22 protein-coding genes, 1 tRNA gene and 1 pseudogene are annotated in these 23,598 nt (G+C 75.0%); 17 read left to right on the top strand and 7 right to left on the bottom strand.

Going from position 1 to position 23,598, the window contains the following annotated elements:
* Positions 1–67 precede the first annotated feature (67 nt).
* The 6 genes from BLR12_RS01595 to BLR12_RS01570 all read left to right on the top strand — a co-directional run bounded on the left by BLR12_RS01595 (position 68) and on the right by BLR12_RS01570 (position 5,647).
* Entirely contained in the window at positions 68–1,057 is a 990-nt protein-coding gene (locus tag BLR12_RS01595; protein WP_176832301.1) for a peptidyl-prolyl cis-trans isomerase, read from the top strand.
* A 4-nt stretch (positions 1,058–1,061) separates the two neighbouring features.
* On the top strand, positions 1,062–1,976 hold the full coding sequence (locus BLR12_RS01590) for a nucleoside triphosphate pyrophosphohydrolase (RefSeq protein ID WP_091372559.1): 915 nt from the start codon (positions 1,062–1,064) through the stop codon (positions 1,974–1,976).
* A gap of 180 nt (positions 1,977–2,156) precedes the next feature.
* The gene (gene eno, locus BLR12_RS01585) at positions 2,157–3,446 is read left to right on the top strand and encodes a phosphopyruvate hydratase (RefSeq protein ID WP_091372556.1); all 1,290 of its coding nucleotides are present in this window, start codon (positions 2,157–2,159) and stop codon (positions 3,444–3,446) included.
* A 16-nt stretch (positions 3,447–3,462) separates the two neighbouring features.
* Complete coding sequence (locus BLR12_RS01580; RefSeq protein ID WP_091374191.1) at positions 3,463–4,041, top strand: FtsB family cell division protein; 579 nt, start codon at positions 3,463–3,465, stop codon at positions 4,039–4,041.
* Positions 4,038–4,700 carry a DUF501 domain-containing protein gene (locus tag BLR12_RS01575; protein WP_091372555.1) on the top strand — a complete coding sequence of 221 codons (663 nt, stop codon included), beginning with the start codon at positions 4,038–4,040 and terminating at the stop codon, positions 4,698–4,700. Before BLR12_RS01580 ends, BLR12_RS01575 begins: the two co-directional genes overlap by 4 nt.
* Complete coding sequence (locus BLR12_RS01570; RefSeq protein WP_091372552.1) at positions 4,697–5,647, top strand: Ppx/GppA phosphatase family protein; 951 nt, start codon at positions 4,697–4,699, stop codon at positions 5,645–5,647. The genes BLR12_RS01575 and BLR12_RS01570 overlap by 4 nt, the downstream gene beginning before the upstream one ends.
* On the opposite strand, the gene BLR12_RS01565 is transcribed toward BLR12_RS01570, so the two are convergent.
* Positions 5,644–6,879, bottom strand: coding sequence for a GNAT family N-acetyltransferase (locus BLR12_RS01565; RefSeq protein ID WP_091372550.1), 1,236 nt, complete (start codon positions 6,877–6,879; stop codon positions 5,644–5,646). The two genes, BLR12_RS01570 and BLR12_RS01565, sit on opposite strands and share 4 nt — an antisense overlap.
* Before the next feature lie 119 nt (positions 6,880–6,998).
* On the bottom strand, positions 6,999–7,301 hold the full coding sequence (locus tag BLR12_RS01560) for a DUF4235 domain-containing protein (protein WP_091372547.1): 303 nt from the start codon (positions 7,299–7,301) through the stop codon (positions 6,999–7,001).
* A 58-nt stretch (positions 7,302–7,359) separates the two neighbouring features.
* Here BLR12_RS01560 and BLR12_RS01555 point away from each other — a divergent pair, with 58 nt between their 5' ends.
* From BLR12_RS01555 to BLR12_RS01530, 6 genes and pseudogenes are all read left to right on the top strand, one after another.
* Positions 7,360–8,205, top strand: coding sequence for a uracil-DNA glycosylase (locus BLR12_RS01555; protein WP_255363235.1), 846 nt, complete (start codon positions 7,360–7,362; stop codon positions 8,203–8,205).
* Positions 8,206–8,215: 10 nt separating this feature from the next.
* Positions 8,216–9,598, top strand: coding sequence for an NAD(P)/FAD-dependent oxidoreductase (locus BLR12_RS01550; RefSeq protein WP_091372544.1), 1,383 nt, complete (start codon positions 8,216–8,218; stop codon positions 9,596–9,598).
* A gap of 23 nt (positions 9,599–9,621) precedes the next feature.
* Positions 9,622–9,695, top strand: a tRNA-Leu gene (locus BLR12_RS01545).
* A pseudogene (locus BLR12_RS01540) lies at positions 9,694–9,897 on the top strand (hypothetical protein); the annotation flags it as partial. The gene BLR12_RS01545 and the pseudogene BLR12_RS01540, both read left to right, overlap by 2 nt.
* A gap of 111 nt (positions 9,898–10,008) precedes the next feature.
* On the top strand, positions 10,009–10,560 hold the full coding sequence (locus tag BLR12_RS01535; RefSeq protein ID WP_091372540.1) for a phosphoribosyltransferase family protein: 552 nt from the start codon (positions 10,009–10,011) through the stop codon (positions 10,558–10,560).
* Positions 10,561–10,798: 238 nt separating this feature from the next.
* Positions 10,799–11,659, top strand: coding sequence for a Bax inhibitor-1/YccA family protein (locus BLR12_RS01530; RefSeq protein ID WP_091372537.1), 861 nt, complete (start codon positions 10,799–10,801; stop codon positions 11,657–11,659).
* A gap of 84 nt (positions 11,660–11,743) precedes the next feature.
* Here BLR12_RS01530 and BLR12_RS01525 read toward each other — a convergent pair whose 3' ends face one another.
* Together BLR12_RS01525 and BLR12_RS01520 are read right to left on the bottom strand one after the other, a co-directional pair.
* Positions 11,744–12,964: an acetyl-CoA C-acetyltransferase gene (locus BLR12_RS01525; RefSeq protein WP_091372534.1), complete on the bottom strand. Its 1,221-nt coding sequence runs from the start codon at positions 12,962–12,964 to the stop codon at positions 11,744–11,746.
* Between the two features lie 88 nt (positions 12,965–13,052).
* Positions 13,053–14,099, bottom strand: coding sequence for an SGNH/GDSL hydrolase family protein (locus tag BLR12_RS01520; protein WP_255363234.1), 1,047 nt, complete (start codon positions 14,097–14,099; stop codon positions 13,053–13,055).
* Between the two features lie 36 nt (positions 14,100–14,135).
* Between BLR12_RS01520 and BLR12_RS01515 the strand changes: the two genes are divergently transcribed.
* Together BLR12_RS01515 and BLR12_RS01510 are read left to right on the top strand one after the other, a co-directional pair.
* Entirely contained in the window at positions 14,136–15,488 is a 1,353-nt protein-coding gene (locus tag BLR12_RS01515) for a DUF2252 domain-containing protein (protein ID WP_218120495.1), read from the top strand.
* A gap of 80 nt (positions 15,489–15,568) precedes the next feature.
* Positions 15,569–16,429 (top strand): hypothetical protein, encoded by an 861-nt coding sequence (locus BLR12_RS01510; RefSeq protein ID WP_091374179.1) that lies wholly within the window; start codon positions 15,569–15,571, stop codon positions 16,427–16,429.
* A gap of 15 nt (positions 16,430–16,444) precedes the next feature.
* Here BLR12_RS01510 and BLR12_RS01505 read toward each other — a convergent pair whose 3' ends face one another.
* From BLR12_RS01505 to BLR12_RS01495, 3 genes are read right to left on the bottom strand one after another with little or no spacing between them, the layout of a single operon-like run.
* Positions 16,445–16,903 (bottom strand): GNAT family N-acetyltransferase, encoded by a 459-nt coding sequence (locus BLR12_RS01505; RefSeq protein WP_091372532.1) that lies wholly within the window; start codon positions 16,901–16,903, stop codon positions 16,445–16,447.
* A gap of 17 nt (positions 16,904–16,920) precedes the next feature.
* On the bottom strand, positions 16,921–18,906 hold the full coding sequence (locus BLR12_RS01500; RefSeq protein ID WP_091372529.1) for a VWA domain-containing protein: 1,986 nt from the start codon (positions 18,904–18,906) through the stop codon (positions 16,921–16,923).
* Between the two features lies 1 nt (position 18,907).
* Complete coding sequence (locus BLR12_RS01495) at positions 18,908–20,362, bottom strand: sigma 54-interacting transcriptional regulator (protein ID WP_255363233.1); 1,455 nt, start codon at positions 20,360–20,362, stop codon at positions 18,908–18,910.
* Between the two features lie 85 nt (positions 20,363–20,447).
* On the opposite strand from BLR12_RS01495, the gene ilvA reads away from it, so the two are divergent.
* From ilvA to BLR12_RS01480, 3 genes are read left to right on the top strand one after another with little or no spacing between them, the layout of a single operon-like run.
* A complete protein-coding gene (gene ilvA, locus BLR12_RS01490; protein WP_218120494.1) occupies positions 20,448–21,686 on the top strand; it encodes a threonine ammonia-lyase in 1,239 nt (412 codons plus the stop codon).
* A gap of 58 nt (positions 21,687–21,744) precedes the next feature.
* A complete protein-coding gene (locus BLR12_RS01485; RefSeq protein WP_091372523.1) occupies positions 21,745–22,740 on the top strand; it encodes an ATP-binding cassette domain-containing protein in 996 nt (331 codons plus the stop codon).
* Positions 22,737–23,546 (top strand): ABC transporter permease, encoded by an 810-nt coding sequence (locus tag BLR12_RS01480; protein ID WP_091372521.1) that lies wholly within the window; start codon positions 22,737–22,739, stop codon positions 23,544–23,546. Before BLR12_RS01485 ends, BLR12_RS01480 begins: the two co-directional genes overlap by 4 nt.
* The last annotated feature ends 52 nt before the right edge of the window (positions 23,547–23,598 follow it).

Raw genomic sequence — 23,598 nt, 5'->3', positions numbered from 1 at the left:
GCGGACACCCCTCCGGGCGACCGGCTCCTGCGCCGTCGGTCACATCCGGTGTGGCACGCTCCGGACCGTGCAGACGCGTCGCCTGACCGCATCGCTGGCCGTCCTGGTCGCGCTCGCCGGGGTGGCCGGCTGCCGCACCGACCCGAGCGTGGCGGCCTACGTCGGCGAGGAGCAGGTGACCGTCGACGAGCTGGAGACCGCGGTCGACTCGCGGCTGGAGGACCCGGCCCTCGCCGAGGCCGCCGCGGGGCGCGAGGACGAGTTCACCCGGCTGGTGCTGACCCGGCTGGTCCAGGCCGAGCTCTACGACCGGTTCGCCGAGCGCTACGGCGTCACGGTGGACGACGGCGACGTGCAGGCCCGGCTCGACGAGCTGCTGGCCGGTGAGGACCCCGAGGCCGTCTACGCGCAGGCCGCCTCGCAGGGCGTCGCGCGCGCCGACGTCCGGGAGACCGTCCGCCAGCAGCTGCTGCGCCAGCGGGTCGCCGAGTCCCAGGGACTGGCCGGTGCGGCTTCCGAGGAGCAGCTGCGGGCCGCCTACGAGGAGCAGCTGCCCGCGCTGTCGCAGGTGAGCCTGGGCTACGTCAACGTGCCCGACCAGGCCGCCGCCGACGCCGCCGTCGCCGCGCTGCAGGCGGACCCGGCCGCGTATCCGGCGATCGCCGCGCAGTACCCCGGCGAGGCCACGCTGCCGGAGGTGGCGCCGCGGTCGGCGGAGCTGGTGCCGCCGCCGCTGGCCGACGCGGTCGCCTCGGCCGCGCCGAACACGGCGACCTCGCTCACCGTGCCCGACCTGCCCGGCGTCCTCGTGGTCTTCGTCGGCGAGCCGGTGGTGCCGACCTTCGAGGAGGTCCGCCCGCAGCTGGAGGAGGCCGCACAGGGCGAGACCGACACCGCTGCCCAGGAGCTGGTCGCCCAGGTCCGCGAGGGCGTCGACATCACGGTGAACCCGCGCTTCGGTGTCATCGAGGAGGGCGCGATCGTGCCGTCCGACGGCGGGGTGGTCGACCTGCTGGAGGAGGCGGGCGGCACCGCGCCGGCGGCTGCCGGAGACTGAGCGGGTGCCCGTCGCGCTCGCCGTCGTCGTCCTCCCCGCCCTCCCCGGACTGCTCGGCCCGGCCGCCTGGCGGGCGCTGTCGGGCCGCCGGCCGGTCGTCGCCCTGCCCGGCGCCGCCGCGACCGCCGACGCGCTGCGCGCCGACGGATGGGCGGTGGACGACGTCCCGGACGCCGCCGCCGCCGCCGCCCGGCCCGACAGCGTGGTGGCGCTCGTGCCCCCGGGCAGCGACGTCGACGCCGGCGAGGTGCTCGACGCCCCGGTGCCCCCGGGCGCCCGGCTGCTGGACGTGGTGCGGGTGATGGACGTGCTGCGCTCGCCCGGCGGGTGCCCCTGGGACGCCGAGCAGACCCACTCCTCGCTGCGCGGCTACCTGCTGGAGGAGGCCCACGAGGCCTACGACGCGATCGTCGACGACGACCCGGCGGCCATGCGCGAGGAGCTCGGCGACGTGCTGCTGCAGGTCGTCTTCCACGCCCGCGTCGCCGCCGAGGCCGGCCCCGGCCGGCGCTTCGACGTCGACGACGTCGCCGGCGACCTGGTCGACAAGCTGGTCCGGCGGCACCCGCACGTGTTCGGGGACGCCGGTCCGCGGGACGTGGCGCAGGTCGAGGCCGGCTGGGAGGAGATCAAGAAGGCGGAGAAGCAGCGGCGCTCGCCGACCGAGGGCGTCTCGCGCTCGCAGCCGGCCGCCTCCTGGGGAGCCGCGCTGGTGCGCCGCGCCGCCCGCGCCGGCCTGCCGACGCCGGAGGCCGCCGAGCTCGGCTCGGACAGCCCCGAGGCGCTGGGGGAGCGGCTGCTCGCCGTCATCGCCGCGGCCGAGCAGCGGGGCTGGGACGTCGAGGACGCGCTGCGCGAGGCGGTCCGTCGCTACGCCGGCGAGCTGGACGCCGAGGCGGAGGCGCGCGCGACGGGCTGACCGGCACCGTCCGCGCCGCGCTCTCGCGCCGTTCCTGTCACTGCCGCGCCGTTGCACTCGCGCAGGAGCGGGAGGAACCGCGCGGGAGTCGGCACCGGCACCGCATCGCGGCCTCCCGACGCCGAGATCGAGCGCCGCCGGCTCCGCGCCGCTCGCCGGCGGGCTGGCTAGGCTGCTCCCGTGCCCAGCATCGACGCCGTAGGCGCGCGGGAGATCCTCGACTCGCGCGGAAACCCCACCGTGGAGGTCGAGGTCGCCCTCGACGACGGGACGATCACGCGGGCCGCCGTGCCCAGCGGCGCCTCCACCGGCGCCTTCGAGGCGGTGGAGCTGCGCGACGGCGGCGAGCGCTACGGCGGCAAGGGGGTGACCAAGGCCGTCGACGGCGTCCTGGACGTCATCGGCCCCGAGCTGGTCGGCTTCGACGCCAGCGAGCAGCGGCTGGTCGACCAGCGGCTGCTCGACCTGGACGGGACGCCGGACAAGTCCCGCCTGGGCGCGAACGCGATCCTCGGCGTGAGCCTCGCCGTGGCCAAGGCCGCTGCCGAGTCCGCCGGGCTGCCGCTGTTCCGCTACGTCGGCGGGCCCTCGTCGCACCTGCTGCCGGTGCCGATGATGAACATCCTCAACGGTGGCGCCCACGCCGACAGCAACGTCGACGTGCAGGAGTTCATGATCGCCCCGATCGGCGCGCCGACCTTCGCCGAGGCGCTGGCCATGGGCACCGAGACCTACCACGCGCTGAAGTCGGTGCTGAAGGGCCGCGGGCTGTCCACCGGCCTGGGCGACGAGGGCGGCTTCGCCCCCGACCTGCCGAGCAACCGGGACGCGCTCGACCTGATCGCCGAGGCGGTCGAGAAGGCCGGCTACACGGTGGGGTCGGACATCGCGTTCGCCCTCGACGTGGCCGCGACCGAGTTCCACACCGAGGGCGGGTACGACTTCGAGGGCCAGTCCCGCTCGGCGGAGTACCTGGTCGACTACTACCGCGGCCTGGTCGACGCCTACCCGATCGTCTCGATCGAGGACCCGCTGTCCGAGGAGGACTGGGACGGCTGGGTCTCGATGACCGCCGCCCTGGGCGACCGGGTGCAGATCGTCGGCGACGACCTGTTCGTCACCAACCCGGCGCGGCTGGCCGACGGCATCGCCCGCAAGGCCGCCAACGCGCTGCTGGTCAAGGTCAACCAGATCGGCACGCTCACCGAGACCCTGGACGCGGTCAACCTGGCGCACCGCAACGGCTACCGCTGCATGATGAGCCACCGCTCGGGTGAGACCGAGGACACCACGATCGCCGACCTCGCCGTCGCCACCGACTGCGGGCAGATCAAGACCGGTGCGCCGGCCCGCAGCGAGCGGGTGGCCAAGTACAACCAGCTGCTCCGCATCGAGGAGGAGCTGGACGACGCCGCCCGCTACGCCGGTGCGGCCGCCTTCCCGCGGCTGGGCGCGGCGGCCGGCGAGTGACCGGCCGCGTCCGACGGTGAGCGCGGCCCGCGGCCGCCGCGGTGCGCCGGGGGCCGCGGCCCCCGGCCGGCGGCGGTCGACGGGACGGCCGCTGTCGAACGCGGCGTCCCGCCCGGTGCCGGCCGGCTCCCGCTCGGGTGCGGGCAGCCGGCCGGAGGCGCGGCGGCCCGTCCGCCGTCCGGCCCGCACGGCGTCAGGAGGCCCGCCCCGCCGGCCGCTGCTCACCGGGCGCGCGGTGCTGCTCGCCGGGCTGGTCCTGGTGCTGCTGCTGACGCTGGCCGGCCCGGTGCGCCAGTACCTGGCCGGCCGCGCGGAGCTCACCCGGCTGGCCGCCGAGGGCACCACCCTGGACGAGCGGGTCGCGGAACTCGAGGAGCAGCTGGAGCGGCAGGACGACCCGGCCTACACCAGCCGGCAGGCCCGCGAGCGGCTGGCCTACGTGCTGCCCGGGGACCGCCTCGTCGTCGTGGTCGACGGCGAGGCCGTCGAGGGCGACGCCGGCACGGTGCCCGAGCCCGACGGCGACCTGCCGTGGTACGAGGCGCTGCTGCAGTCGGTCGCGGTGGCCGACGGCGACGAGGAGCCCGGCGAGTGACGGAACCGATCACACCCGAGGAGCGGGAGGTCGTGGCCCGCCAGCTCGGGAGGCCGCCGCGTGCCCTGCGCGCGGTGGCGCACCGCTGCCCGTGCGGCCAGCCCGACGTGGTGCAGACCGACCCGCGGCTGGAGGACGGCACCCCGTTCCCCACCACCTACTACCTGACCTGCCCGCGGGCCAGCGCCGCGGCCAGCCGGCTGGAGTCGGCCGGCCGGATGCGCGAGTGGCAGGCCGACCTGGCCACCGACCCCGAGCTCGCCGCGGGCTACCGCGCCGCCCACGAGGCCTACCTCGCCGAGCGCGACGCGCTCGGCGAGCTGCCCACGCGCGCCACCGCCGGCGGGATGCCCGACCGGGTCAAGTGCCTGCACGCGCTGGCCGCCCACGCGCTGGCCGCCGGCCCCGGGGTCAACCCGGTCGGCGACCGGGCCGTGGCGGGGATGGGCGAGTGGTGGGCGAACGGCCCCTGCGCCCCGGCCCACGAGGACGGCGGTCGGGCGAGCACCGCAGGGAGATGCCCGGAGCCGACGGGGAGTGCGCATCGCAGCGAGCGCCAGGGAGCGAGGAGCGGAGCGACCGCGGAGGCGACCGACGGCGTGGGCCGAGGAGCCGAACGAGGCCGGAGTCGAGCCGGAGACCAGGAGGACGACCGATGACCCGCGTCGCCGCGATCGACTGCGGGACCAACTCCATCCGCCTGCTGGTGGCCGACGTCCCGCCGGAGGGGCCGCACACCGACCTGCTGCGCCGGATGGAGGTCGTCCGGCTCGGCCAGGGCGTCGACGCGACCGGCCGGCTGGCGCCCGAGGCCATCGAGCGCACCCGCGTCGTGCTGGCGCAGTACGCCGCGCAGGCCCGGGACCTCGGCGCGACCGCGGTGCGGATGGTCGCCACCAGCGCCAGCCGGGACGCCGCCAACCGGGCCGACTTCGAGGGCATGGTGCTGGCCACCCTCGGGCAGCTGCCGGACGTCGTCCCCGGTGACGAGGAGGCACGGCTGTCCTTCCTGGGCGCCACCGCCTCGCTGGACGCCGCGGTCGCCGCGCACGGCCAGCCGCGGCCGCACCCGCCGTACCTGGTCGTCGACATCGGCGGCGGGTCGACGGAGTTCGTGCTCGGCGACGCTGGCGGGGTGCGCGCCGCCCGGTCGGTGGACGTCGGCTGCGTGCGGCTCACCGAGCGGCACCTGCACGGCGACCCGCCCTCGGCCGACCAGATCCAGCGCGCCGAGGCCGACATCCGCGCCGCGCTGGCCGACGTGGCGGCCGCCGTCCCGGTCGGTGAGGCCGCCACCCTGGTGGGGCTGGCCGGCTCGGTCACCACGGTCGCCGCGCTCGCGCTGGGCCTGCCGGCCTACGACCCGGTGGCCATCCACGGCTCGCGGATCCCGGTGTCGGCGGTCCGCGCGGTGACCGCCGGGCTGCTGACGGCCAGCCGGGAGCGACGCGCCGCCCACGCGGTGATGCACCCGGGCCGGGTCGACGTCATCGGCGCCGGCTCACTGGTCCTGCGGGTGCTCATGGACGCCTTCGCCCTCGACGACGTCGTGGTCAGCGAGCACGACATCCTCGACGGCATCGCGCTGCAGCTCGCCCGCGCCTAGGCCCGGGCCGAGGCGCGGGCGCGCAGCGTGCGCACGCCCTGCATGACGGTGCGGGCCAGGTCGCGCGCCCGGCCGCGCAGCGCACGCCGGGCGAGCGCCATCACCGTGGAGCCGGCCGTGGCCGCGGAGAAGTACCCGGCGGACCCGAGCGGCCCGGGTCGGGCGAGCAGCAGGCGGGTGGCCCGCACCTCGTCCGGGCGCCAGCGGAGCTTGTAGTCCTCCTCGCCGCGCAGGAACGAGTAGCCGCCGACGTGGCGCCGCGTCGCGCGCGCCAGGGCGCCGCTGACCAGCAGGACGGCGGTGTCGACGTGCTCCCGCAGGGCGGGGGAGATGCCGGCCAGGTAGTAGGCGAGCTGGGTGTGGCCGACCAGGTCGACCTCGCTGGCGACGAGCTCGCCGTCCAGCCGGTACTCGACGACCACCGCCTCGCCGCGCCGCACCATCCGGGGGAGCGCGTCGGCGAGGTGGGCCCCGAAGCGCTCGGTGAGGTGCTCGGGGTTGCCGCGGCGGCCGGCCCACTGGGCCTCGTGCAGGCGGATCAGGTCCTCGACCGCCCGCGGGACGTCGTCGGGCGCCACCTCCGTCTCCTGCACGCCGAGCCGCTCGATCTTGCGGAGCTTCCGACGCAGCGTGCCGGCGGTCCGCGACGGGACCCGGGAGAGGACCTCGGTCACCGGCAGCGCGGGCAGCTCCAGGCTGAGCGAGGCCCCGGCCCGCCGGACCGCGCCCGGCCAGTGCTGCGCCCACTGCTGCGCCGCGGCGCCGGGCAGCACCTCGGGCAGGTCCAGCACCCGCCAGCCGGGCACCGCCAGCACCGCGGCGACCAGGCGGGGGCCGGCGTCCGGCACGGAGGGGTCGAGCAGCACGTCGGTGGAGTCGGAGATCTGCCCGCCGAGCGGGACGAGGACCCGCGCCGGCCCGCGACGGACCCGGTGCAGGGCGGCGGCCGCGACGAGGGCGTCGCCGTCCCACACGGTGACGACGGCGAGCCGCCCGGCCGGGACGTAGGCCCGGGCCCAGGCGCTCGTCCAGGCATGGGTCTGGAACGGGGTGGCGGACGGGCTGCGCGCCCAGAGGTCGTCCCAGGCGCCGGCCAGGTCCGCGAACCCGGCGTGGTCGGAGACGACCGCCGCGCACTGGACCGCCGCCGTCCTCCCACCGGGGACGGCCGCCACCTCGACCGCGGCGCCCACCCCGGGCACGCGCTCGGACACCGGTGCCGATCCGTCCACCGTCACACTCCTCACCCACCGCGGCGGACCGTCAGCAGTCCGGTCGCCGACCGGGCTACGACGCTAGAGGCGCGCCGGAGCGCTGACGACTCCCGAAAGGGGGAGACGCGGCAGCGGGATCAGGGGGAGCTCTCGTTGAGGTCGGGGGGCAGCTTCCCGGTCAGCGACTGGTAGGCCGCCGCCGCGCCGCGGGCGGCGACCAGCCGGCCGGCCGCCACGGCGACGCCGGACACCGCGGCCCACGCCAGGGCCTCGCCCCAGCCGACGCCGGGGGCGGCCGGGTTCTTCGGCGGGGGAGTGCCGCGGACGGCGTACCAGGCGGCGTCGCTGAGCTTCCGGACGGCGATCCCCGCCGGGACCGCCGTCCCGGTGCCCAGGAGCTTCCAGGTCAGCGGCGTCTTCTGCTTCGTCGTCCGGGCCACCCCGTGATCATGCCGCCCCGCGGCGCCCCCGCGCTCGCCCGGGTGGTCTGCTGGGACCATGAAGGACCCCGCTGCCCCCCACCACTCGCAGGCTCGCGACGGGACCCTGCAGCGGGGCCGCCCTGCCGACGCCGACGGCTTCCCCGTCACCCGCAGCCCCGCCGGCGTCGTCCGCTCGGCCCGGGGCGCCCGCGACCTCGCCGTCCTCGAGGCCCGGGTCTCCGGCTGCCGTGCCTGCCCCCGCCTGGTCGCCTGGCGCGAGGAGGTCGCCCGGGTCAAGCGGGCCTCCTTCCGCGAGGAGGACTACTGGGGCCGGCCGGTGCCCGGACTCGGGCCGGCCGACGCCCGGATCGCCGTCGTCGGTCTCGCCCCGGCGGCGCACGGCGGCAACCGCACCGGCCGGGTGTTCACCGGCGACCGCAGCGGGGACTGGATCTTCGCGGCGCTGTGGCGGGCGGGCCTGGCCAACCAGCCGACGTCGACCCACGTCGGGGACGGTCTGGAGCTCACCGACGTGCGGGTCGCCGCGGCCGTGCGCTGCGCGCCGCCGGCCAACGCGCCCACCCCCGAGGAGCGGGACACCTGCTCGCCCTGGCTGGCCCGCGAGCTGGCGCTGCTGCCACGGCTGCGGGTCGCCGTCGTCCTCGGCGGGTTCGGGTGGACGGCGCTGTGGCCGGTGCTCGCCGGGGCCGGCTACGTGCTGCCCCGCCCGCGGCCGGCCTTCGGGCACGGCGTCGAGGTCTCGCTCGAAGGACCGCGCGGGCCGCTCACCCTGCTGGGCAGCTACCACGTCAGCCAGCAGAACACCTTCACCGGCAAGCTGACCGAGCCGATGCTCGACGCCGTCCTCTCCCGCGCGACGGAGCTGGCCGCGACCGTGCCGGGACCGGGTCCGCGGCCCTAGGCTGACGGCCATGGCAGACCGACCCGTGATCCTGGTCGTCGGCGGCGGCTACGTCGGCCTCTACACCGCCCTGCGACTGCAGAGACGGCTGTCGCGGGGGCGGGCGGAGATCGTCGTCGTCGACCCCCAGCCGCACATGACCTACCAGCCCTTCCTCCCCGAGGCCGCGGCCGGCTCGGTGGAGCCGCGGCACGTCGTGGTGCCGCTGCGCCGGACCCTGCCGCGCTGCCGGGTGGTCACCGGGGCGGTCACCGGCCTGGACCACGCCAGGAAGCGGGCCCGCATCGCCCCGATCGAGGGTGAGCCCTACGAGCTGTCCTACGACGTGCTGGTCATGGCCGCGGGCTCGGTGGCCCGCACGCTGCCGATCCCCGGGCTGGCCGAGCACGGCATCGGGTTCAAGAACGTCGGCGAGGCGATCTACCTGCGCAACCACGTGCTGGCCCGGCTGGACGCGGCCAGCTCGACCGACGACCCCGAGGTCCGCCGCCGGGCGCTGACCTTCACCTTCGTCGGCGGCGGCTACGCGGGGGTGGAGGCCTTCGCCGAGCTGGAGGACATGGCCCGCTACGCGATCACGCACTACTACCCGCGGCTGTCGACCGCCGACATGCGCTGGGTGCTGGTCGAGGCGATGGGCCGGATCCTGCCCGAGGTCGACCTGGACATGGCCGCCTGGACGGTCAAGCAGCTCACCGCGCGGGGGATGGACGTGCGGCTCAACACCCGGCTGGAGTCGGTCTCCGACGGCTGCGTCGTGAAGCTGTCCGACGGTGACGAGTTCGCCAGCGACACCCTGGTGTGGACGGCGGGCACCAAGCCCAACCCGATGCTGAAGGAGACCGACCTGCCGGTGGACGAGCGCGGGCGGGTCGTCTGCGAGCCCACCCTGCAGGTGCGCGGGCTGCCCGACGCGTGGTCGGCCGGCGACCTGGCCGCCGTCCCGGACCTCACCAAGGAGAGCCCCGGCGCCACCACCGCGCCCAACGCGCAGCACGCCGTCCGGCAGGCCAAGCGGCTGGCCGACAACATCGTGGCGACGCTCGAGGGCCGTGAGCCGGAGCCCTACCGGCACGCCTACGCGGGTTCCGTGGCGAGCCTCGGCCTGCACAAGGGTGTTGCCCAGGTCTACGGGGTGAAGCTCAAGGGCTGGCCGGCCTGGTTCATGCACCGGACCTACCACGTCAGCCGGGTGCCCACCTTCAACCGCAAGGCCCGGGTGGTCGCGGACTGGACGCTGGCCGCGGTGTTCCGCCGCGAGGTCATCTCGCTGGGTCAGCTGCAGGACCCGCGCCGTGAGTTCGTCGAGGCGGCGAACGCCGGCCCGACCGGCTCGCTGCCGCCGCCCTCGGCGGAGGACAAGGCGCAGTCGGGCACCGTACGGGCGAGCTGACCGCCGGGCTAGCGTGCTCGGCGGCCCCCGTAGCCCAACTGGCAGAGGCAGGCCCCTTAAAAGGGTTCCAGCGTCGGTTCGAACCCGACCGGGGGCACTGGCAGTTGGTGAAGAACACCGGCCGCGAAGCCAGCGCGATCCGTCAGCTGCGCGGCGAGGTCACCAAGGGTGGCACCAGCCGCCAGGAGGTCACCTCGTACGTGGGGAGCCACTACGTCGGGGTCTACATCGTGGAGAACGGCATCTGCGTCGCCCGCGACCGCCAGCCGGTGATCATCCAGCCGCGGTCGGCCGCCTAGGGGTCGCCGGGGTGATCGCAGCGCCTCGGAGCAGATCGCGGGCGCTCCGAGCGAAGGTGATGCGGAGGCCCACATCGAAGCGCAACACCCCGCCACGGCACCATGACGACCATGTCCGCGGCCGATCTGCGTGAGCGACTGTGCGCAGCGTTCGCCTGGCGCGGTGACCGGGGCGACGACGGCTTTCGAGCCGACGTCACCGGATGGTGGCGGGATCCGGCGCTGCTGCAGGACCTGGGAGCTGGGCTGGCCGGGCTGTTCGCCGACGAGGCGCCGACAGTCGTCCTCGGACTGCCGTCCCGCGGCGTCCTGCTGGGCGCCTTGGTGGCCCGCGAACTCGGGGTGGGACTGGTTGAGGTCCGTAAAGACCCCAGCCCGGCGGCGGACAGCGACCAGTGGCTGACGGTGACGACCCCTCCGGACTACCGCGATCGCCACCTCGAACTTGGCTTCCGGCGGACGCTCGTCCGGACGACCGACCGAGTTCTCCTGGTCGACGACTGGGTCGCCACTGGTGGGCAGGCACTCGGCGCGCAGCGCCTGGTCGACGCGGCGGGCGCAGCGTGGCTGGGAACGGCCGTCGTCGTCGACGCGCTCGTCGAGCACCGCACCAGACGAGCGCTGGGCGTCCGGGCGCTGGTACACGAGAGAGATCTGGGCTGACGCCCCCGGGAAGAAGAGGCCGCTCGTGTAAGAACTCCGCCACAATCGTGTGAGAAGTCGGCCGAACGGCCGGCTGCGCTGCTGGTCAGAGCAACGGTCAGCACCCCACCGGCCCACCCCCCGTCCGAGTGTCCAGCGGACGTCCAGGAACGCGCAGGGCCCTCGATGCGTTGACCTGGACGAGTGGGGTGCAGGACCGTGGGCCCCACGACAGCCCGGTCACCTCGAGGAGATGACGATGCCCAGCCACAACCCGGTCTTCGGCCGGGGACTCCCCAACGCGGGCCAGCAGTCCGCCCCCTGGGGCGGCGCGCCGCAGTACGGGGCTCCCCAGTACGGAGCTCCCCAGTACGGCGCCCCGCAGTACGGCACGCAGGACCCGTACGCGGCGCCCTCGCCGTACGCGCAGTCCCCCTACGCGCCACCGGCCACCCGCTACATGACCATGGACGACGTCGTCCAGAAGACGGGCCTGTCCTTCCTGGTCACGGTCCTGTCGGCCGCCGTCACCTGGGTGCTGCTGCCGGAGAGCCTGGCCTTCGGCCTGGCGATCCCGGCGGTGCTGGTCGCCCTGGTGCTGGGCCTGGTGATCTCGTTCAAGCAGATCGCCAACCCGGTCGCCACGCTGTCCTACGGCGCCCTGTACGGCATCGCGCTCGGCGCCATCAGTGAGGCGTTCAACGCGATCTACCCCGGCATCGTGATGCAGGCGCTGGTGGGCACCTTCGGTGTCTTCTTCGGCATGCTGGTCGTCTACAAGACCGGCGCCATCCGGGTCACCCCGAAGCTGACCCGCTGGATCGTCGGCGCGATGTTCGGTGTGCTCGCGCTGATGCTGGTCAACATCGTCGCCAGCTGGATCGGTGGCGGCGACGGCCTGGGCCTGCGCAGCGGCGGCACCCTGTCGATCGTCTTCAGCCTGGTCGTCATCGGCGTCGCGGCGTTCTCGCTGCTGCTCGACTTCGACATGGCCGACGAGGCGATTCGGCGGGGCGCCCCGGCGAAGTTCGCCTGGTACATCGCCTTCGGCCTGCTCATCACGGTCGTCTGGCTGTACCTGGAGATCCTGCGGCTGCTGTCCTACTTCCAGGACGAGTGAGCCCGTAGCACCACACGACAGAGGCCCGGTCCCCGCGAGGGGGCCGGGCCTCTGGCCGTTGGTGGCCGGGATCGGTCGGCGGGCTCAGGAGAGGCGCTCGAGCACCATCGCCATGCCCATGCCGCCGCCGACGCACATGGTCTCCAGGCCGAAGGTCTGGTCCCGGGTCTGCAGGCCGTTGATCAGCGTGCCGGTGATGCGGGCACCGGTCATGCCGAACGGGTGGCCGACCGCGATCGCCCCGCCGTGCACGTTCAGCTTGTCGATGTCGATGCCCAGGTCGCGGTAGCTCGGGATGACCTGCGCGGCGAAGGCCTCGTTGAGCTCCACCAGGTCGATGTCGCCGATGCTCATCCCGGCCCGCTGCAGCGCCAGCTTCGACGCGTCCACCGGGCCGTAGCCCATGATCTCCGGCGACAGGCCGGTGACCGCGGTGGAGACGATGCGGGCCAGCGGGGTCAGGCCGAGGTCGCGGGCCTTGGTGTCGCTCATGACCACGACCGCGGCGGCGCCGTCGTTGAGCGGGCAGGCGTTGCCGGCGGTGACCCGTCCGTCGGGGCGGAAGACCGGCTTGAGGCCGGAGATGCCCTCCAGCGTGGTGCCGGCCCGCGGGCTGTCGTCCGTGCTGACGACGGTGCCGTCGGGGGTGGTGACCGGGGTGATCTCCCGCTGCCAGAAGCCGTCGGCCAGGGCCTGCTCGGCCAGGTTCTGGCTGCGGACGGCGAACTCGTCCATCTCCTGCCGGGAGACGTCCTTGAGCAGCGCCAGGTTCTCGGCGGTCTGCCCCATCGCGACGTAGACGTCGGGGACCTCGCCGTTCTCCCGCGGGTCGGTCCAGGAGTCCGCGCCGCTCTCGGCGGTCTTGGCCACCCGGGCCTGCGCGTCGGCGAAGGCGGGGTTCTGGCTGTCGGGCAGCGAGTCGCTGTTGCCCTTCACGAAGCGCGACACCATCTCCACGCCGGCGGAGACGAACACGTCGCCCTCGCCGGCCTTGATGGCGTGCATGGCCATGCGGGTGGTCTGCAGCGACGAGGAGCAGTAGCGGGTGATCGTCGTCCCCGGCAGGTGGTCCATGCCCAGCAGGACGCTGACGACGCGGGCCATGTTGTGGCCCTGCTCGCCGCCGGGGAGGCCGCAGCCGAGGACCAGGTCGTCGATGTCGGTGGGGTCGAGGGCCGGCACCTGGTCCAGCGCGGCCCGCACGATGGTCGCGGTGAGGTCGTCGGGTCGCACGTCCTTCAGCGAGCCCTTGAACGCGCGGCCGATGGGCGAGCGCGCGGTCGCGACGATGACGGCTTCGGGCATGGGTCCTCCACGATGAGGGGATCCGGCGACGGGGCGCCGGACGTCGGGGCGCCCCCGAACCTACTCCCCGGTACGTACGCCCCCGGCCTCAGCCGACCGAGCCCTGCTCCGCCCGCTCGGCCTGCTCCGGCGTCGGGATGTCCGGGGGACGGCGGCGGCGCAGCCGGGCCCAGGGACCCCGCGGGCCGGTGTCCTGACCGCGGACGGCGGTCGCCTGCACCTCGGTGCCGGTGCGGCCGGCGGCCCGCGCCGCGGCCCGGGCGACGGGGCGGACGGTGTCGCGGCGCAGGTTGCGCAGGCCGCGGTCGGCGGCGGCCGGCCAGACGCCGAGCGCGTCGGCGATCGACGGCAGCAGGACGGCGGCGGCCTGCGCGTAGCCGTGCGCGCTCGGGTGGAACTCGTCGGCGCTGAACAGGTCCTGGTCCTCGGCGAACGAGGGGCCGAGCACCGAGCCCAGTGACACGGTGCGCCCGCCGGCCTCGACGACGGCGATCGTCTGCGCGGCGGCCAGCTGCCGGCTCCACCGGCGGGCCAGCCAGCGCAGCGGCCGGCCGATCGGCCGCACGGTGCCCAGGTCCGGGCAGGTGGCGACGACGACCTGCGTGCCGGCCTCGGTGAGCCGGCGGACGGCGTCGCGCAGGTGCCGCACCGAGACCCCCGGCGCGGTGCGGCTGGTCACGTCGTTCGCGCCGATCATGATCAGGGCGACGGCCGGGTGCTCCAGCAGCGCCTTGTCCACCTGCTCGTCCAGCTGCCAGGACTTGGCACCCGAGACCGCGAGCCGCACCAGCCGGACCGGGCGCTCGGCCAGCTCGGCCAGGGCCGCGGCGAGCAGCACGCCGGGGGTCTGGGCGGCCCGCTGCACGCCCAGCCCGACGGCGCTGGAGTCGCCCAGCACGGTGAACACGATCGGACGGCCGCGGCCGCGGCCGTAGACACCCTCGCCCGATGGCGGGTCGACGCGCAGGTTGCTGGACTCGACCCGGCGCCGGGCGGCGCGGGCCTGCTGCCGCAGGACGGCGAGCATCCCGGCACCGGCCAGGCCCAGCCCGCCGCCGCCGTAGGCGGCGCCCGTGGCCAGCCGCCATGCCGTGGCCGCTCGAGTCACCGCCGCCCCCGTCCCCTCGTCGGACACCTGTCCCCGAGGCTAACCGCCCCCTACGGTCGCTCCGTGGCTGAATCCCCCGCAAGGGTCACTCCTGGTGACCGCTCGCAGCAGATCGTCGACGTGCTGGTCGACGCGTTCTCCGAGCTGATGACCGCCGACGCGGACGCCTTCCGCACCAAGTTCCGCAAGATGGCGGCCGACCCCTTCGCCTTCTACCGGGGCACCGCCTGCCTCTTCTACGCCGACATGGCCCAGCTGGAGGACCGCTGGTGCGACGAGCGCACCGGCCGGGTGTGGATCCAGGGCGACCTGCACGCGGAGAACTTCGGCACCTACATGGACGGCGCCGGCCGGATCGTCTTCGACGTCAACGACTTCGACGAGGCCTACGTGGGGCACGTGAGCTGGGACCTGCGCCGGTTCGCCGCGAGCTTCGCGCTGCTGTCCTGGCGCAAGGCATTCGGCGACGACGTCATCTCCGACCTGCTGCGCGGCTACCTCACCGCCTACCTCGACCAGGTCCGGCACTTCACCCGCCTCGACGACGACAAGTCCTTCGCGCTGGTCAAGGAGAACACCGAGGGCGCGGTGCACCGGGTCATCCTGGAGACCAGCGCCCGCAGCCGGGCCGCGCTGCTGGACCGGATGACCGTCGTCGAGGACTACCGACGGAGGTTCGCCGACGGGCCGCGCACCCGGCGCCTGGACGACGCCGAGCGGGACACGGTGCTGGCCGCCCTGGACCGCTACCGGGGCACCGTCTTCCCGCCGCGACGGCGGCGCGACGTCGCCTACGACGTCAAGGACGTCGTCGCCACCGGCGGATTCGGCATCGGCAGCGCCGGGCTCCCGGCGTACAACGTGTTGCTCGAGGGCTACGACCAGGCGCTGGAGAACGACGTCGTCCTCTCGCTCAAGCAGGGCAACGTGCCGGCGCCGAGCCGGGTGGTACGGGACCCGGACATCCGGGCGTCCTTCGAGCACGAGGGCCACCGGACGGCGATCTCGCAGCGGGCGCTGCAGGCCAACGCCTCGCAGTTCCTCGGGCACACCGAGATCGGCGGCGTGGGGTTCGTCGTCCAGGAGCTCTCGCCCTACGAGTCCGACCTGGACTGGGACGACCTCACCGAGCCCGAGGACATCGCGCCGGTGCTGGCCCAGCTGGGCCGGGCGACGGCGAAGATGCACTGCGTCGGCGACGCCGACAGCGACCACACGCTGGTGCCGTTCCAGACCGAGGAGGCCATCGTGGAGATGATCGGTGACCGCGAGGAGGAGTTCGTCGCCGACGTGGTCGCCTTCGCGCACGACTACGCGCACCGCACGCAGGACGACTTCCGGCTGTTCGTCGACGCCTTCCGGGCCGGCGCGATCCCGGGGATCAGCTCGAGCGGCTGGCGCGCCCTGCGACGCTGACGCCCCCGGCCACCCCCTTGGGGTCAGGGGTCCCCTCCGGCGGCGCCGCGGAGCGGGGCGCCGGCCCTAGCGTGCTGGCCATGAGAGCGCCTGTCCGAGCCGTCCGAGGGGGCTGGCCCGCCGCCTGGGAGCGCCGCGCCCCGCGCCTGTTCCGCACCGACCCCCGGGTCCTGCTGGAGGAGGACCCCTCGGCGGAGGACTTCCGCGCGGTCATGTCGATCATCCACGTGGGCGAGACCATCAAGATCACCCAGGCGGACCGGCACGCCCCGGCGGACGCGCTCCTGCGCGACCACCTCGACCTCGCCGGCGCCACGGTCGTCGACATCGGCGCCTCCGACGGCTCGACCTCGGTCGACCTGGTCGCGAAGCTGCCGGACCTCGGGTCGTACGTGATCGCCGACCTCTACCTCGAGCTCTCCGCGGTCGAGGTCGGCCGGCACGTGGTCCTCTTCGACCCGCACGGCACCTGCGTGCTCGTGGCCGGCCGGCGGCTCGTGGGCTGGCCCTCGCTGTCGCGCGTGGTCCGGGTCCTCGCCGCGCCGCTGGTCGCGCGGGCACGACGGCGTCCCGCCCGTCCGGTGCTGCTGCTCGGGCCGGCGGCCCGCCGGCTGGTCCGCGAGGACCCCCGCGTGACCACCCGGGTCCACGACGTCTTCCAGCCGTGGACCGGACCGGCCCCCGACGTGGTCAAGGTGGCCAACCTGCTCCGCCGGCTCTACTTCGGCGACGAGGACATCCGGCGCGCCCTGCGGGTGCTGTTCGCCGGGCTGCCCGAGGGCGGCCACCTGCTGGTCGTGGACAACCCGCGCGTGCCGGGGATCGACGTGCGGGGCGGCCTGTACCGGCGGAGCGGGGACTGCTTCGTCCCGGTGGCCCAGACCGAGCACCCGCCGGAGATCGCCGACCTCATCGCGTCCCCCGAGCTCGTCCGGGGCTGACCCGGACCCCCCGGTTCAGGGCTCCAGGGCCACGACCATCCCGACGTGCGGGCCCACGCCGGGCTTGTCGTACTCGCCGGTGACCACGGTGAACCCCATCCGCTCGTAGAACCCGGCGGCGGTGGTGCGGGCGTCGCACCAGACCAGGTCCCCGCCGCGCGCCGCGACGCGCGCCAGGCCCTCGGCGACCAGCACCCGGCCGACCCCGAGCCCGCGGACCCCGGGGGTGGTGGCCATGCCGCGCAGCTGCCAGGGCGCCCGGGCGTCCGGCCGCCACGGGCAGGGCGCGGGGGAGTAGCGCACGACACCGACCACCCGGCCGCCGGCATCGCGCGCGGCCAGGTGGACCGTGGCCGGGTCGTCGTCCCCGGGCATGCCCGCCGGGCCGCCGCCGCGCAGGACGGCGCTGCGCAGCGGCAGGACGACGTCGAGCGGTACCTCCGCGACGCTCACGGCGCTCGCCCGGTCGGTCACCCGCCCAGTCTCGCCGTTCAGCGGGCCCGGCGGCCCCGCCGGGTGCGGAGGTAGTCCGCGACCACGTACTCGCCCAGCCGCTCGCTGTCCGGGGTGAACACCCGCCCACCGGCCCGCTGGGTGATGTCGTGGACGAAGTGCACCAGCCCCGGCTCCGGGTCCAGCGCGAAGACGTTCATCGTCGCCCCCGACCGGGCCACCCGCTCCACCTCGGCCACGGTGCGGGCGATCGTCTCGGGCATCGGCGGCCAGCAGAAGAACGGCGTCCCGTCGTCCTCCAGGTGGGCGGTGGGCTCGCCGTCGGTGACCACCAGCACCACCGGCTCGGCGTCCCGGTGCCGGGCGAGGAAGCGGCGGGCCAGGATCAGCCCGTGCTGCAGGTTGGTGCCCTGCAACGTGTCCACCGACAGCTCCGCGAGCGTCTCCGGGCGCAGCACCTGCGCGGTGGAGGAGAAGCCGATGATCTGGATGGCGTCCTGCGGGAACCGGGTCGTCACCAGCGAGTGCAGCGCCATCGCCGTCGACTTGGCCGCGCCCCAGGTGCCGCGCAGCGCCATCGAGTAGGAGAGGTCGACCAGCAGCGCGACCGCGGCGCCGGTGCGCCGCTCGGTCTCCACGACCTCGAAGTCCTCGACGGCGATCCGCACCGCGCGATCGGAGTCGGCACGCGGCTCGTGCGCGGTGCGCAGGACGGCGTTGCGCACCGTGCGGACGACGTCCAGCGGCTGCTCGTCACCGAACCGCCACTCCCGCGAGCTACCGGTCAGCTCCCCGGCGGACCCGGCGTCGGCCACGTCGTGCTCGCCCCGGCCGGTCGCGTCCAGCTCGGCGAACACCCGGCGCAGCGCCGTGGCGCCCAGCCGGCGGACCGCCTTGGGCGAGAGCTCCAGCTTGCCCTCGGAGCGGTTCAGGTAGCCCTGCCGCTCCAGCTCGCGCTCCATCTGGCGCAGCGCGGCGAGGTCGTCGACCGCCGGGCGGCCGAGTGCCCGCTCGAGCAGCTCCTCGTCGACGTCGGCCAGCGAGGCGCCGGCGTAGCCCTGGGAGAGCTGGTTGGACAGCGCCTCCAGGTCGGCCAGCTCGGCCACCGCGCTGGTCGCGTCGCCCATGCCGAGGGACTGCTCGCCGTCGGGCACCTGGCCGCGCTGCCCCCATGGCAGGTCGGGCCGGGCCTGGCGCAGCGCGTCCTGCAGGTGCGCCATCTCGCTGGCCAGGCCCATGTCCTGCATCGTCTGGGCCATCAGGTCGGCCAGCTCGGCCCGCTGCTCGGGGGAGAGGCCGGCCATCATCCGCTCCTGGGCGGCGGCCCGGCGGGCGAGGGAGTCGATCAGCTCCTCGACCGACTGCGGGTCGTCGGGGAAGAACTGCCCGTGCTTCTCCATGAAGTCGGCGAAGCGCTGGTCGGTGTCCTCACCGCGGTTGTGCGCGTCGATCAGCTGCGAGAGGTCGGCGACCATGTCCTTGACCGCCTGCATGTCCTGCCCGCTCGCGTTCTCCAGCGCCTGCTTCATCGAGGCGAAGGAGCTGTCGAGCACCTCGCGGCGCAGCAGGTCCTGGATCTGCTCGTAGGCCTGCCGCGCCTCGGCCGAGCGCCAGTCGTACTCCTTGAGCGCGCGGACCGCCCCCGCGGTGTCCTCGGGCAGCGCGTCGAGCTCGGCCTCCTTGAGCCGGGCCATGTCGTCGGGGTCGGGGAACAGCTCGCGCCGCTCGGCCTCGACCGCGCGGTCGAGCAGCTCGCGGACCTCCTGCAGGGTGCCGTCCATCCGGCCGGCGTTGCGGGCCTGCCGCAGCCGCTCGCGGACCGACCGGCGCAGCTCGTCGAGCCCGCGCCGGCCGTCCATGCCGCGGCGCAGCAGCTCGCGCAGCGCCTCGCGCACGCCGCTGCCGCCGAGCACCGAGTCGCCGATCTCGTCGACCGCGCTGCCCAGGTCGTAGGGCGGCGCCAGCGGGTCGGGCCCGCCCCGCCAGCGCCCGTACCGGTAGCCCTTTCCGGGCCGGCGGACCACCTCAGGCCCCGTACACCGTGCGGGCGCCGTCGGTGTCCTTGGCCAATCGGCGGGTGAGGTAGAGCCCCTCGAGGGCGAACTCCACCGCGGCGGCGGCCTGCTCGGCCGACTGCTCGCCCTCCGGCACGCCCAGCCGCCCCAGCAGCTCGGCCAGCTTCGGGATGGTGCCCAGCTGGCCCAGCAGCGCCGCGGCCGGCACCAGCTCGCCGGACTCCACGGTCTCCCCGCCGGTGAAGTGCTCCTGCAGGCCGGTCAGGTCCAGCCCGGCGCAGCGGGCCCGGAAGGTCTGCGCGGTCGCCTGCCGGAGCAGGTGCTCGAGCACCTCCATCTCCCGTTCGTCGTCGGGGTCGGAGCCGGAGTCGGCGAACTCGACCTTGCCCCGGCTGGCCGGGACGACGCTGGGCAGGTCGACGACGCGGGCGACCGGGCGGCTCTCCCCGGCGACGGCGGCCCGGCGGACGGCGGAGGCGGCCACCGTCTCCAGCCCGGCGATGGCGAAGCGGGCGCTGACGCCGGAGCGCTGGTCGACGTGGCTGGAGTCGCGGACCAGCCGGGTGAAGCGGGCGATGATCTCCACCAGGTGCTCGGGGACCAGCGGCGTCTCCAGCTGGTCGCCGCCGGGCCAGGCGGTCCCGGCCTCCTGGTGCAGCAGCCGCACCTCGTCGGCCAGCTCGATCGGGTAGTGGGTGCGCACCTCGGCGCCGAAGCGGTCCTTGAGCGGGGTGATGATCCGGCCGCGGTTGGTGTAGTCCTCGGGGTTGGCGCTGGCGACCAGCAGCAGGTCCAGCGGCAGCCGCACCCGGTAGCCGCGGATCTGGATGTCGCGCTCCTCGAGCACGTTGAGCAGCGCGACCTGGATGCGCTCGGCCAGGTCGGGCAGCTCGTTGACGCTGAAGATGCCGCGGTTGGTGCGCGGCACCAGGCCGTAGTGCACCGTCTCGGGGTCGCCCAGCGTGCGGCCCTCGGCGACCTTGATCGGGTCCACGTCGCCGATCAGGTCGCCGACGCTGGTGTCCGGCGTCGCCAGCTTCTCGCCGAAGCGGTCGCTGCGGTGCAGCCAGCCGACCGGCGTGGCGTCGCCGTGCTCGGCGACCTGCCGGTGCCCCCAGACGCTGATCGGGGCCAGCGGGTGCTCGTTCAGCTCGCTGCCGACGAGGACCGGCGTCCACTCGTCGAGCAGGCCGACCAGGGTGCGGATCAGCCGGGTCTTGCCCTGCCCGCGCTCGCCGAGCAGGACCAGGTCGTGGCCGGCGATGAGGGCGCGCTCGACCTCGGGGACGACGGTGTCCTCGAACCCGACGATGCCGGGCAGGGACGGCTCGCCGGTGGCCAAGCGGGCGAGCAGGTTGGCGCGGATCTCGGCCTTGACCGGCCGGGGGGTGGCGCCGCTGGCGCGGAGCTCACCGAGAGTCGTGGGAGCGGGGGGAGCGGAGGCGGGAACGCCGGGGTCCGTCACCCCCGCCACGGTACGACGAGCTCGGCGGGGTGGGCACCCGTTCGGCTGCTCCCACCTGGCCGCATCCCCTGCGAGGATCCCCGGCATGGTGGCTGGGGAGGTGCGGCGGGACGACGTCGCGCTGGTGGGCGGAGCGGACGTCGAGGCCGCGGCGGCGGTGCTGGAGGGCGTCGTCCGGCGCACGCCGCTGGAGCACTCGCGCGCGCTCGCCGACCGGGTCGGCGGGCCGGTGTGGCTCAAGTGCGAGAACCTGCAGCGGACCGGCTCGTTCAAGATCCGCGGCGCGTACACCCGGCTGGCGCGGCTGACCGACGCCGAGCGGGCCCGCGGCGTGGTGGCGGCCAGCGCCGGCAACCACGCGCAGGGCGTCGCGCTGGCCGCGCAGCTGCTGGGCATCCGGGCCACGGTGTTCATGCCGGAGAGCGCGCCGCTGCCCAAGGTGGCGGCCACCCGCGGCTACGGCGCCGAGGCCCGGCTGGGCGGCGCCTCGCTCACCGACGCGCTGGCCGCGGCCGCCGAGCACGCGCAGCGGACCGGCGCGGTGTTCATCCACCCGTTCGACCACCCCGACGTGATCGCCGGTCAGGGGACGGTCGGCCTGGAGGTCCTCGACCAGTGCCCCGACGTCCGCACCGTCGTCGTCTGCACCGGCGGCGGCGGGCTGGTGTCGGGCATCGCGGCGGCGGTGCGGGCCCGCCGTCCCGACGTCCGCGTGGTCGGGGTGCAGGCCGCGGCGGCGGCCGCCTTCCCCGGGTCGCTGGCCGCCGGCCGGCCGGTCGCGCTGTCGGCGATGACGACCATGGCCGACGGGATCGCCGTCGGCGCGCCGGGGGAGCTGACGTTCGCGCACGTCCGCGACCTTGTCGACCAGGTGCGCACGGTCAGCGAGGAGGACCTGTCCCAGGCGCTGCTGTTCTGCCTGGAACGGGCCAAGCTCGTGGTCGAGCCGGCCGGCGTGGCCGCGGTGGCCGCCGTGCTGGCCGATCCGGGCGCCTTCGAGCCGCCGGTGGTGGCGGTGGTCTCCGGCGGCAACATCGACCCGGTGCTCCTGCTCAAGGTGGTGCAGCACGGCATGGCCGCGGCCGGGCGGTACCTGTCGCTGCGGCTGCGCGTGCCCGACCGGCCGGGCTCGCTGGCGGCGGTGCTCGGCGAGCTCGCGCAGGTCGGGGCCAACGTGCTGGAGGTCGAGCACGAGCGGACGGCGACCCGCCTGGGCCTGGGCGAGGTCGAGGTGTTCGTCGTCCTGGAGACCCGCGGGCCCGAGCACGCCGGGGAGGTCCTGGCTCGGATGGACCGGGCCGGCTACACGGTCACCACCGGCTGAGGGGGTGGGCCCGGAAATCCGGTCGGAACCGTCGGTCCTCGCATCTACCGTTCCTGTCATGGACGACGCGATCGTCGTCGAGGGGCTGGTCAAACGCTTCGGCGAGACCACCGCCCTCGACGGAGTGGACCTGACCGTGGCCGAGGGCTCCGTCCTCGGGCTCCTCGGCCCGAACGGCGCGGGCAAGACGACGGTGGTGCGGATCCTGACCACCCTGCTGCGCGCCGACGCCGGCCGCGTGCGGGTGGCCGGCCTCGACGTGGTGGACGACGCCGACGCGGTGCGCGCCTCGATCGGGCTGACCGGCCAGTACGCCGCCGTCGACGAGTACCTCACCGGGTTCGAGAACCTGGAGATGGTCGGCCGGCTCTACCGGCTGGGCAGGCGCGAGGCGCGGGCACGGGCCGGTGAGCTGCTGGAGCGCTTCGACCTGGTCGACGCGGGCGACCGGCCGGCCAAGACCTACTCCGGCGGCATGCGCCGGCGGCTGGACATCGCCGCCTCGCTGATAGCCCGCCCCCGCATCCTCTTCCTCGACGAGCCGACGACGGGCCTGGACCCGCGCAGCCGGCTGGGCATGTGGGAGTTCATCGCCGACCTGGCCGACGGCGGGACGACGATCCTGCTGACCACGCAGTACCTGGAGGAGGCCGACCGGCTGGCCGACCGGATGGTGGTGATCGACCGCGGCCGGGTCATCGCGCGCGGCACCGCCGACGAGCTCAAGGCGCAGGTCGGCGGGCAGCGGCTGGAGTTCACCGTGACGACGGCGGCCGTCCTGCCCGACATCCTGGCGCGGCTGCGGGGGCTGGCCGTCGACGAGCCGCACGTCGACGAGCAGGCGCGCCGGCTGAGCCTGCCGGTCAGCGGCGGCGCGGAGGTCCTGGCCGAGGCCCTTCAGCGGCTCGACGGCCACACCGCGGAGATCGTCGACGTCGGCCTGCGCCGGCCCGACCTCGACGACGTCTTCCTCGCCCTCACCGGGCACGCGGCGGAGGAGACCGCCACCGACGACCAGCCGGTCGAGCCGGCTCCCACCGGGGGGATGGCATGAGCAGCCTCGCGGCGACGCTGTCCGACAGCGTCGTCATCACCAAGCGCAACCTGATCAAGGTCAAGCGGGTGCCCGACCTGATCGTCTTCTCGACGCTGTCGCCGATCATGTTCGTGGTGATGTTCCGCTACGTGTTCGGCGGCGCGATCGGGGGCCTGCCGCCGGGGGTCTCCTACGCGGAGTTCCTGCTGCCGGGGATCTTCGCGCAGACGGTGGTCTTCGGGAGCACGATCACCGGCGCCTCGCTGGCCGACGACCTGCAGAAGGGCCTGATCGACCGGTTCCGCTCGCTGCCGATGGCCCGCTCCGCCGTCCTGGTGGGGCGCACGGTCGCCGACCTGGGGCTCAACGCCATCTCCATCGCGGTGATGGCGCTGACCGGTCTGGTCGTCGGGTGGCGGATCAACTCGTCGTTCGGCGAGGCGGTCGGCGGCTTCCTCGTGCTGCTGCTGTTCGCCTACGCCATCTCCTGGCTGATGGCCGTGGTCGGGCTGCTGGTGCGCACCCCGGAGGTGGTCCAGAACGCCAGCTTCATCGTCATCTTCCCGTTGACGTTCGTGGCGAGCACCTTCGTCCCGCTGGAGACCTTCCCGTCCGTGCTGCGCACCTTCGCGGAGTGGAACCCGGTGTCGGCGGTCGCCCAGGCGGCCCGGGAGCTGTTCGGCAACTTCCCGGCCGGCGCTCCGGTGCCCGATGCCTGGTCGCTGCAGAACCCGGTGCTGTACACGGTGATCTGGACGGTGGTCATCCTGGCGGTCTTCGTGCCGCTGTCGGTCCGGCTCTACCAGCGCACCGCCACGCGATGACGTCGCGGTCCTGCCGGACCGCACCGGGGCCAGGCGTCGTCCCCGGCGGGCG

The organism is Geodermatophilus sp. DSM 45219 (genome assembly GCF_900104025.1).
Lineage (GTDB): Bacteria > Actinomycetota > Actinomycetes > Mycobacteriales > Geodermatophilaceae > Geodermatophilus.
Note: the sequence above shows the minus strand (reverse complement) of the source record. Positions and strands in the feature narration are given on the sequence as shown.

What these genes read in the sequence shown, in the direction of transcription:
- BLR12_RS01570 (WP_091372552.1), top strand. Translation starts at nt 4,697, where the DNA reads ATGACCCGCGTCGCCGCGATCGACTGCGGGACCAACTCCATCCGCCTG.
- BLR12_RS01480 (WP_091372521.1), top strand. Translation starts at nt 22,737, where the DNA reads ATGAGCAGCCTCGCGGCGACGCTGTCCGACAGCGTCGTCATCACCAAG.
- BLR12_RS01550 (WP_091372544.1), top strand. Translation starts at nt 8,216, where the DNA reads ATGGCAGACCGACCCGTGATCCTGGTCGTCGGCGGCGGCTACGTCGGC.
- ilvA (WP_218120494.1), top strand. Translation starts at nt 20,448, where the DNA reads ATGGTGGCTGGGGAGGTGCGGCGGGACGACGTCGCGCTGGTGGGCGGA.
- BLR12_RS01535 (WP_091372540.1), top strand. Translation starts at nt 10,009, where the DNA reads ATGTCCGCGGCCGATCTGCGTGAGCGACTGTGCGCAGCGTTCGCCTGG.
- BLR12_RS01485 (WP_091372523.1), top strand. Translation starts at nt 21,745, where the DNA reads ATGGACGACGCGATCGTCGTCGAGGGGCTGGTCAAACGCTTCGGCGAG.
- BLR12_RS01530 (WP_091372537.1), top strand. Translation starts at nt 10,799, where the DNA reads ATGCCCAGCCACAACCCGGTCTTCGGCCGGGGACTCCCCAACGCGGGC.
- BLR12_RS01510 (WP_091374179.1), top strand. Translation starts at nt 15,569, where the DNA reads ATGAGAGCGCCTGTCCGAGCCGTCCGAGGGGGCTGGCCCGCCGCCTGG.
- BLR12_RS01525 (WP_091372534.1), bottom strand. Translation starts at nt 12,964, where the DNA reads ATGCCCGAAGCCGTCATCGTCGCGACCGCGCGCTCGCCCATCGGCCGC.
- BLR12_RS01555 (WP_255363235.1), top strand. Translation starts at nt 7,360, where the DNA reads ATGAAGGACCCCGCTGCCCCCCACCACTCGCAGGCTCGCGACGGGACC.